General features: G+C 60.7%; 9 protein-coding genes. All 9 read right to left on the bottom strand.

The window, feature by feature from the left end; translation table 11 throughout:
- Nucleotides 1–223: 223 nt before the first annotated feature.
- The 9 genes from VFF99_RS18045 to flhD all read right to left on the bottom strand — a co-directional run bounded on the left by VFF99_RS18045 (nucleotide 224) and on the right by flhD (nucleotide 7752).
- A complete protein-coding gene (locus tag VFF99_RS18045; protein ID WP_325020311.1) occupies nucleotides 224–736 on the bottom strand; it encodes a chemotaxis protein CheW in 513 nt (170 codons plus the stop codon).
- A 14-nt stretch (nucleotides 737–750) separates the two neighbouring features.
- Nucleotides 751–2934, bottom strand: coding sequence for a chemotaxis protein CheA (cheA, locus tag VFF99_RS18040; RefSeq protein WP_325020310.1), 2184 nt, complete (start codon nucleotides 2932–2934; stop codon nucleotides 751–753).
- A gap of 54 nt (nucleotides 2935–2988) precedes the next feature.
- Complete coding sequence (locus tag VFF99_RS18035; RefSeq protein ID WP_325020309.1) at nucleotides 2989–3354, bottom strand: response regulator; 366 nt, start codon at nucleotides 3352–3354, stop codon at nucleotides 2989–2991.
- A gap of 58 nt (nucleotides 3355–3412) precedes the next feature.
- A complete protein-coding gene (locus VFF99_RS18030) occupies nucleotides 3413–3958 on the bottom strand; it encodes a chemotaxis protein (protein ID WP_325020308.1) in 546 nt (181 codons plus the stop codon).
- A gap of 42 nt (nucleotides 3959–4000) precedes the next feature.
- A complete protein-coding gene (gene motB, locus VFF99_RS18025) occupies nucleotides 4001–4951 on the bottom strand; it encodes a flagellar motor protein MotB (protein WP_325020307.1) in 951 nt (316 codons plus the stop codon).
- Between the two features lie 27 nt (nucleotides 4952–4978).
- Complete coding sequence (gene motA / locus VFF99_RS18020) at nucleotides 4979–5839, bottom strand: flagellar motor stator protein MotA (protein WP_325020306.1); 861 nt, start codon at nucleotides 5837–5839, stop codon at nucleotides 4979–4981.
- A gap of 149 nt (nucleotides 5840–5988) precedes the next feature.
- Nucleotides 5989–6789, bottom strand: coding sequence for a class I SAM-dependent methyltransferase (locus VFF99_RS18015; protein ID WP_325020305.1), 801 nt, complete (start codon nucleotides 6787–6789; stop codon nucleotides 5989–5991).
- A gap of 30 nt (nucleotides 6790–6819) precedes the next feature.
- On the bottom strand, nucleotides 6820–7377 hold the full coding sequence (gene flhC, locus VFF99_RS18010) for a flagellar transcriptional regulator FlhC (protein WP_325020304.1): 558 nt from the start codon (nucleotides 7375–7377) through the stop codon (nucleotides 6820–6822).
- A gap of 57 nt (nucleotides 7378–7434) precedes the next feature.
- Nucleotides 7435–7752, bottom strand: coding sequence for a flagellar transcriptional regulator FlhD (gene flhD, locus VFF99_RS18005; RefSeq protein WP_325020303.1), 318 nt, complete (start codon nucleotides 7750–7752; stop codon nucleotides 7435–7437).
- Nucleotides 7753–8028: the final 276 nt, after the last annotated feature.

Raw genomic sequence — 8028 nt, 5'->3', positions numbered from 1 at the left:
ACAATTGCGATGATGCCGCTACCCACAAGCAGCAGCGAAAGAAAGCTGATCACGAAGACCAGCCGCGACTTGATCGTCAAATTTGTAAACATCGTCCCTACCCTCAGTGTGTGGTGAGGTCCGCCGATACGTTGTCAACGGGCCTTCGGTCTCTTCTGGTCTTGTTTTTTGCCGTCTGCGCGGCTTGGTACTGCTGGTACTTCTGTTCCCTCTTATGCAGCGATCATGCGGCGATCTTTTCGATCAACCCCATTTCCGCGCTCGACATCAGCTTGTCGATGTCGACCAGGATCAGCATGCGCTGATCGATGGTGCCCAGGCCGATCAGGTAATCGGTGTTCAGCGCGGTTCCCATCTCGGGCGCGGGCTTGATCTGCTCCGGCGACAGCGTCGTCACGTCTGACACGCTGTCGACGACCATGCCTACCACCCGTCCTGCCACGTTCAGGATGATGACGACGGTGAACTGGTCGTAGGTTGGCTCGCCGAGTTGGAACTTGATCCGCATGTCCACGATCGGCACGATAATGCCGCGCAGGTTCACCACGCCTTTGATGAAGTCGGGTGCGTTCGCGATGCGGGTAACGGTTTCGTACCCGCGGATTTCCTGTACTTTCAGGATGTCGATTCCGTACTCTTCCTTGCCAAGGGTAAATGCAAGGTACTCCTGACCGGCGATGTCGCGGTCGGCCTTGTCACCATTGACGGTTGCAATCGATTGAGCGGTCTGTGTCATGGTTCTATCTCTTGTCAGGAAAAAATGGATTCGTCGGCAGCAAGCTGACGGCTTGAACGCAGCAGCGCGGCCACGTCGATAATCAGGGACACTCCGCCGTCACCGAGAATGGTGGCGCCGGAGATGCCCGCAACCTTGCGGTAGTTGGATTCGAGATTCTTCACGACGACCTGCTGCTGTCCGACGAGGTCATCGATGAACAGGGCAGCCTTCTTGCCCTCGGATTCGAGGATCACCACGATGCCCTGCGAGGGGTCGGTGAAGCGCGGCTCGATGCCGAACATCTTGTAGAGCGGGATGAGCGGCAGATACTCGCCGCGGACTTTCACGACCCGGCCCTGGCCCGAGATCTCTTTCACGTCGGCGGGATCGGGCTGCAGCGACTCGACCACGTAGCCCAGCGGCAGGATGTAGATTTCTTCGCCGACCTTGATCGACATGCCGTCCAGGATCGCCAGCGTCAGAGGCAACGAAATCGAGATGGTCGTGCCGAAACCCTTGGCCGAGCGGATGTCGACCGCGCCGCCCATGGCGGTAATGTTGCGCTTCACGACGTCCATGCCGACGCCGCGTCCGGAAACATCGGTCACCACTTCGGCGGTGGAGAATCCCGGCGCGAAAATGAGTTGCCAGACGTCGGAATCGGGCATCGAGTCGGTGACGGGCAAGCCCTGCGATTTCGCCTTGGCGAGAATCTTTTCGCGGTTGAGGCCGCCGCCGTCGTCCGTGACTTCGATCACGATATTGCCGCCCTGGTGCCCCGCCGACAGCGAGAGGCGGCCGGTTTCGCTCTTGCCTGCTTCGCGGCGCACGTCCGGCATTTCGATGCCGTGGTCGATACTGTTGCGCACCAGGTGGGTCAGCGGATCGACGATGCGTTCGATCAGGCCCTTGTCGAGCTCGGTCGCCGCGCCATGCGTGACGAATTCGATACGCTTGCCCAGCTTGCTGGCGAGGTCGCGCACCATGCGCGGGAAGCGCGAGAATACATAATCCATCGGGATCATGCGGATCGACATCACCGCTTCTTGCAGGTCGCGCGTGTTGCGGGTGAGCTGGCTGACGCTGTTGAGCAGGCGCTCATGGATCATGGGATCGAGCGTGTTGGTACGCTGCTCGATCATCGCCTGCGTGATCACCAGCTCGCCGACGAGGTTGATCAGCTGGTCGACCTTTTCGATGCCGACGCGGATGGAAGTCGTTTCGGAATTGTGTCCGGCCGCGGCCGGCTCGCGTCGCGCCACCGGCTTTTTCTCCGCTGGGGCCGGAGTCGCGGGCTGCGGCGCCGGCACGGCAGCCTCCTGCACGGGCGCCGCCGGCTGGCTTGCGCCTCCCTTCGACTCCTTCATTTCGTGGGTCTCGAAATTGTCGAAGAAGCCGTAGCCTTGCGCAGCTTCCTTGGCGGCCTTCTCGGCGACGGACTGTTCGTGGGTCTGGAAGTTGTCGAAGAAACCGTAGCCTTGCGCCTCTTCCTGGGCCGCCTTGGCCGCCGAATCCGCCCCCTGCTGCGGCACGGATTCTTCAGTGATCTTCAGGTCGTTCGGGTCGAGGATGAAGGAGCAGATCGCGATGATGTCATCGGTGCCGCCGTTGCAATCGAGCGTGAACACGGCGCGATTATCCGGCAGCATTTCCTTGCTGATATGCCCCAGCAGGCCGAGCTCGGCCATGATGGCCTCGACGTCGCGATCGGGCACTTGCGGCAGTTCGATCCGGAAACGGTGCACCTTGCCGGTCAGCGGCGGATGAGGCGGTACCGGCGTGCGCGGCGCGATGTCCAGCGAAGCGGTCGGCAATGCTTTGGGCACCCCGCCTTCCGACAGCGATTCAAGAAGCATGCGCGCGTCGACCACGGCTTCCTGGTCGACGGGGGTATGGAGGCGGTGACCGTCCAGCTGCATCTTGAGCACGTCCTTGGCCACGAGGAAGGCATCCACGTGCTCGGGCAGCAGTGACATCTCGCCCTTGCGGATCTTGTCCAGCAGCGACTCGAGCACGTGCGTGACGTCGGTCAGGTCGGTCAGGCCGAAGGTGCCGGCGCCTCCCTTGATCGAGTGCGCCGCGCGGAAGATGGCGTTCAGGTCCTCCTCGTCGGGCGCCGACACATCGATCGCCAGGAGCAGCTTCTCCATCTCTGCAAGGAGTTCTTCGGTTTCATCGAAGAACACCTGATAGAACTGGCTCATGTCAATGGTCATTTAGGACTCCGTGATCTTTGCTCTTGTTCTCGTCGCGGCCGCGCGCGTACTTTGTCAGCCAATGACCTTGCGCACGACCTCGGTCAAGCGCTGCGGGTCGAACGGCTTGACCAGCCAGCCGTTCGCGCCGGCCGCGCGCCCCTTGTTCTTCATCTCGTCGCTCGACTCGGTGGTGAGCATGAGGATGGGCACCTTCTGGTAGGTGGGCAGGCCGCGCAGGTTGCGGATGAGCGTGAGCCCGTCCATGCGCGGCATGTTCTGGTCGGTCAGCACGAGGTCGAACACCTGCTCTTTCGCCTTGTCCAGACCGTCCTGCCCGTCCACTGCCTCGGTGACCTGGTAGCCGGCCGCCCTCAGGCTGAACACCACCATCTGCCGTAGTGAGCCCGAGTCGTCCACTGCCAATATCGTTTTTGCCATTGCATTAACTCCTGCTTTCTTCATGTCCGGGCTGGCTGCCCGTATATCCTTGTCAGCTTCAAAACAGCTCGATGTCGCCGCTTTCCATGTGCGTCTGGCAGACCGCCTTCCACAGCGCGCTTTCGAGCTTCACGCTTTGCTCCTCGAGCACCTTGTTGATGCTGTTGAGCGTGGCGACGATCTCTTCCGCATTGCTCTCCGAAATGGTCGAACTTCCCGAACCGATGCCGCCGAGGACCTCGCGCAGGCCGGTGACGCGGCGCACGGTGCGGCCGATCAGCTGGCTGGTCATGTCCTGGAATTGCAGTCCGGTGACGGCGGCGCTCACATGCTTGCCGATCTCGGAGTGCTTGGCCTTGATCTGCTCGGCGATCTCGGGGGTTGGCTTGGTGCCTGAGAGCAGCAGGTCGATGGCCTCCTGCTGGGCGGTGATCGCTTCATGGATCGCCATGAAGCTTGCGCCCAGCTTTTCGATCGCCTCGCCGAGCAGGAAGCTGGTCTGCACGAGGTCGGTCTCGACTTCGGTCAGGTGCTGCGTTCCATGGTCCGACAGGTTGGACAGCAGATGCCTGACCTGCGAACCCACCTTTTTTTCACTTGTCATTGTCCCGTCCCCACAGCGCTAATCGTTTCAGCTGCATGCGACTCATTCTTGCCGAGCGGCGGTGCCCGTCACTTCCTGCCTGGCTTGCGTCTCGTTGGCGACCTCTACGGTCCCGCCGTCCCTGGATGCGGTTTCTTCCGTCTTCTTGTTCATTACGATAATGCTGATCCGGCGATTGATCGGATTGAACGGGTCCTGCTTGTCGAACAATACGGCCGACGACAAGCCTACCACGCGCAACACCTTTGCTTCATCCATGCCGCCTGCAATCAGTGCGCGGCGCGACGCATTGGCGCGATCCGCCGACAACTCCCAATTGCTGTATCCCTTCTCTCCACTCGCATAAGGCGTGGCATCGGTATGCCCCGACAGGCTGATCCGGTTCGGCACATCGTTGAGCGCGCGCCCGATCTCCAGCAGGATCTCTTTCGTGTAAGGCTGCAGCTCCGCCTTCGCCAGTGCAAACATGGGACGATTTTGCTCGTCCACGATCTGGATGCGCAAGCCCTCTGTTGTAATGTCGATCAAGAGCTGCTTCTTGAACTGCCGCAGCGTCGGCCGGGCTTCGATCACGTCCTCGATCTTGGACTTGAGCGCACGCAGCCGCGCCATCTCCGCCTTCTCCAGTTCCTTCTCCGCCTGCTGGAGATGCGCGGCCTGCAAGTTGTAGGTTTTCTTGATGTCGGGATCGTCGCCCTTCTTGACCTGGCCGTCCTTGCGCGTGAGGTCCTTGCCGCCGCCCTGCACCACGCTCGAACTGTCGCCCGCGCCCGAGCCGCCCGACATCGCAACTTTGAGCGGCGTGCGGAAGTACTCGGCGATACCCTGCAGGTCGCCCTTGGCGGTCGAACCCAGCAGCCACATCAACAGGAAGAAGGCCATCATCGCCGTCACGAAGTCGGCGTACGCGATCTTCCAGGCGCCGCCGTGATGACCGCCGCCGCCCTTCTTGATCCGCTTTACGATGATGGGGCGTAGCCCTTCGTCAGCCATCTCGCTTCCTGGTCCTCGGTTGAACGATTACTTCGACTTGGCCTGCTTGATGTGATCTTCCAGCTCGCTGAACGACGGACGCTCCGTCGAGAACAGCACCTTGCGCCCGAACTCGACGGCCAGCGCCGGCGCATAGCCGTTCAGGCTCGCCAGCAGGGTCACCTTCACGCACTGGAACATTTTCGTGGACTCATGCAGCTTCTGTTCGAGCACGCTGGCCAGCGGCCCCACGAAACCGTAGGCCAGCAGGATGCCGAGGAAGGTGCCGACCAGCGCGTTCGCGATCAGGATGCCGAGCTCGGACGGCGGCAGGCCGACGGAGGCCATCGTGTGCACCACGCCCATCACCGCGGCAACGATGCCGAACGCCGGCATGCCGTCGCCGAGTTTGGCGACGCAGTGCACCGGGATCTCGCCTTCCGCATGGTGCGTCTCGATCTCGTTGTCCATCAGGTTTTCGATCTGAAAGGCGTCCATGTTCCCCGACACCATGAGACGAAGGTAATCCGTCATGAACTCGATCACATGGTGGTCGGCGAGGATGCCGGGATACTTGCTGAAGATCGGGCTTTCCTCGGGCTTCTCGATGTCGCCTTCGATCGACATCAGGCCTTCCTTGCGCACCTTGCTGAGGATTTCGAACAGCAGGGTCATGAGTTCCATGTACAAGGACTTGGTGTACTTCGAACCTTTGAACACACTGGGCAGTGCCTTCAGCGTGGCCTTGATCGCCTTGCTGTTGTTCCCGACGAAGAAGGCACCGACTGCCGCACCGCCGATCATGAGCAGTTCGACCGGCTGGAAAAGCGATGCAAGATGCCCGCCCGCCAGGAGAAAACCCCCAAATACGGATCCGATGACAATGAGATATCCGACAATGACTAGCAAGGGCTAAACTCCGGTCGTTATTGATGTATTTCTACAGGTCAACATTGTGCCAATTCGCCCTGTGCTTCACAACCAATATGTATGCCCAGGGAGGGCCTTCATATCGGTTACGACGCCGGCGGACAAAACTTGAGCCGTGCACGCCGGTTTCATTGGATGCGGCAGCCATAGAGGGCCGGCCCGCCATCCGAGGGATGGACGACCACGTCCGGTTCGGCGCCGGGGATGGCGAATTCATAACTCAACAGCAGCGCACCGTGTCGCATTTCCGCCCTGGCTTTTTGCCATAGGGCGGGCATCGCGGCTGGTGACAAATAGGCAAATACGACGTCGAAGTCCGCGAAGTCGACGGTTTCGTAGTCGCGGCGGACAAAGCGCCCGGCACTGCCTGCGGCCGGCCCGCGCAGCCGGCTGCACAGCCACGGCAGCGGCGCTAGTTCGATGCCGATCACCTCGCTCTCCGGACGCTCGCCCGCGAGATACATGACCAGGCCGCCGAAGCCGCTGCCGACATCGGCGATGCGCAGCGGCCGCCCGGCCGGCAGCAGTTGCGCCACGGCGCGCCACGTAGCGCGATTGGAGGGATAGAACGGCACCTGGGTACGGAAGGTCGACCAGTACAGGACCAGCAGGATGAGGAAGCCCGCGAGATAGGCGAACGGCGGCAATGGCAAGGCGCTCGATGCAAGGAGTGCGACCGGAAAGCACAGCCCGATCGCCACCCACCATGGCGCGAGGCGCAGCATGCGGGCCAGTGCGGCTGCGGCAATGCCCTGGACGACAGCGGCAACGGCAATCGTAAGCTGGATACCTGCGATCTGTGGCAGCGCGTGTGCCAGTATCAGCACCAGCGCAAAGCCGGCGGCCTGCGCGAAGAGTGCGCGAACGGCAGGAATACGCGTGAAGGAAGCGCGGCGCGGAGAACCCGCGCCGTAGCGCCAGCTATGCATGACAACCCCGGGGAAAGCCTCGGCCTGGGATCAGGCCTGCGCCGAGGAAGAAGCAGCCGCCTCTTCCTTCAGCTTCTTGGTCTTGCCGGCGCGCGAAGGCATGTGGCAAAGGCCGCAGACATAATCCTGGTGCAGGTCCAGCCGGTGGACAACGAAATCGCCGCCGCATTTGCTGCAGGTGGCCGTTTCCAGCATCTTGCTTTCGAAGAAGCGCACCAGAGTCCATGCACGGGTGAGAGACAGGACCGGCTCGCCGCTCGGCTCCGGTTCGACCTGTTCGAGATACAGCTTGTATGCCTTCATCACCGCCTCGATGCCCGACACCTGGGCATGCTCGACGAGATACTTGTGGATATTGATGAACAGCGAAGAATGGATGTTCGGCTGCCAGGTGATGAACCAGTCGGTCGAGAACGGCAGCATGCCCTTCGGCGGCGACACACCCTTGAGCTCCTTGTATAGCTTCAGCAGGCGTTCGCGCGACAGGTTCGTCTCGGACTCGAGCAACTGGAGACGCGCACCCAGGTTGATGAGCTCGATCGCAAGCTGGATCTCCTGGGCTTCTGTCACTACGCTTTTTTTAGTCATACCGGCCTCGCGCCATCGTGAACAACCGATAGTGTATTACCTGAAGGGAATATTCTCTCAGGAAATTTCTTCGAGTTGCTGGCCGGCCATGAGAATCGCGGCGTGGGCGTGGGCGAGGCCACGGTCCTTGTTGTAATTCGTCAACATACCCAGGATGGCGCCGTCATCGAAGCGAAAGCGCGCCAGCATCATGTTGGTCCCGGCGAGCTTGAGGATCTGGGCATTGTTCAACCCTTCCAGCATGTCGGCGATTTCGGCGCTGATGCCGAGGCGGAAAATGGCGCTTGCCTTATCCGAACGGATCATTTGTTGAGCGAGCATCAGGTAGCTCAAGTTGGCATCACGAATTTCGGCCATCATGTCGTTCGTATTCATTTTCACCTCTTTTTCTGCGTAAACCGGGCAAGTTTTGCCATGCGGTAAGAGCATTCTCAGAGGGAAGTTGCTTTACGAAAATAGGACTAGCGCCATATTTGAAGACAGACGCGCGCGCACGCCGCCGTCGGTGTTTGTCCTACAAACACCAGGCAACGCACAAGCCGCGACGATGCAATCGCGCGGAAAGCGGCTTGGGGACTGGGTTCCTGGCAGATGAGCACCGGCGCCCGAAGTTCCCTTACCGATGGGAAATTTTTTATTAAGTTATTCTTT

This window comes from Noviherbaspirillum sp. (genome assembly GCF_035654295.1).
In the GTDB taxonomy this organism is placed as follows: domain Bacteria; phylum Pseudomonadota; class Gammaproteobacteria; order Burkholderiales; family Burkholderiaceae_D; genus Noviherbaspirillum.
This window is presented reverse-complemented; position numbering and strand designations above follow the sequence as displayed.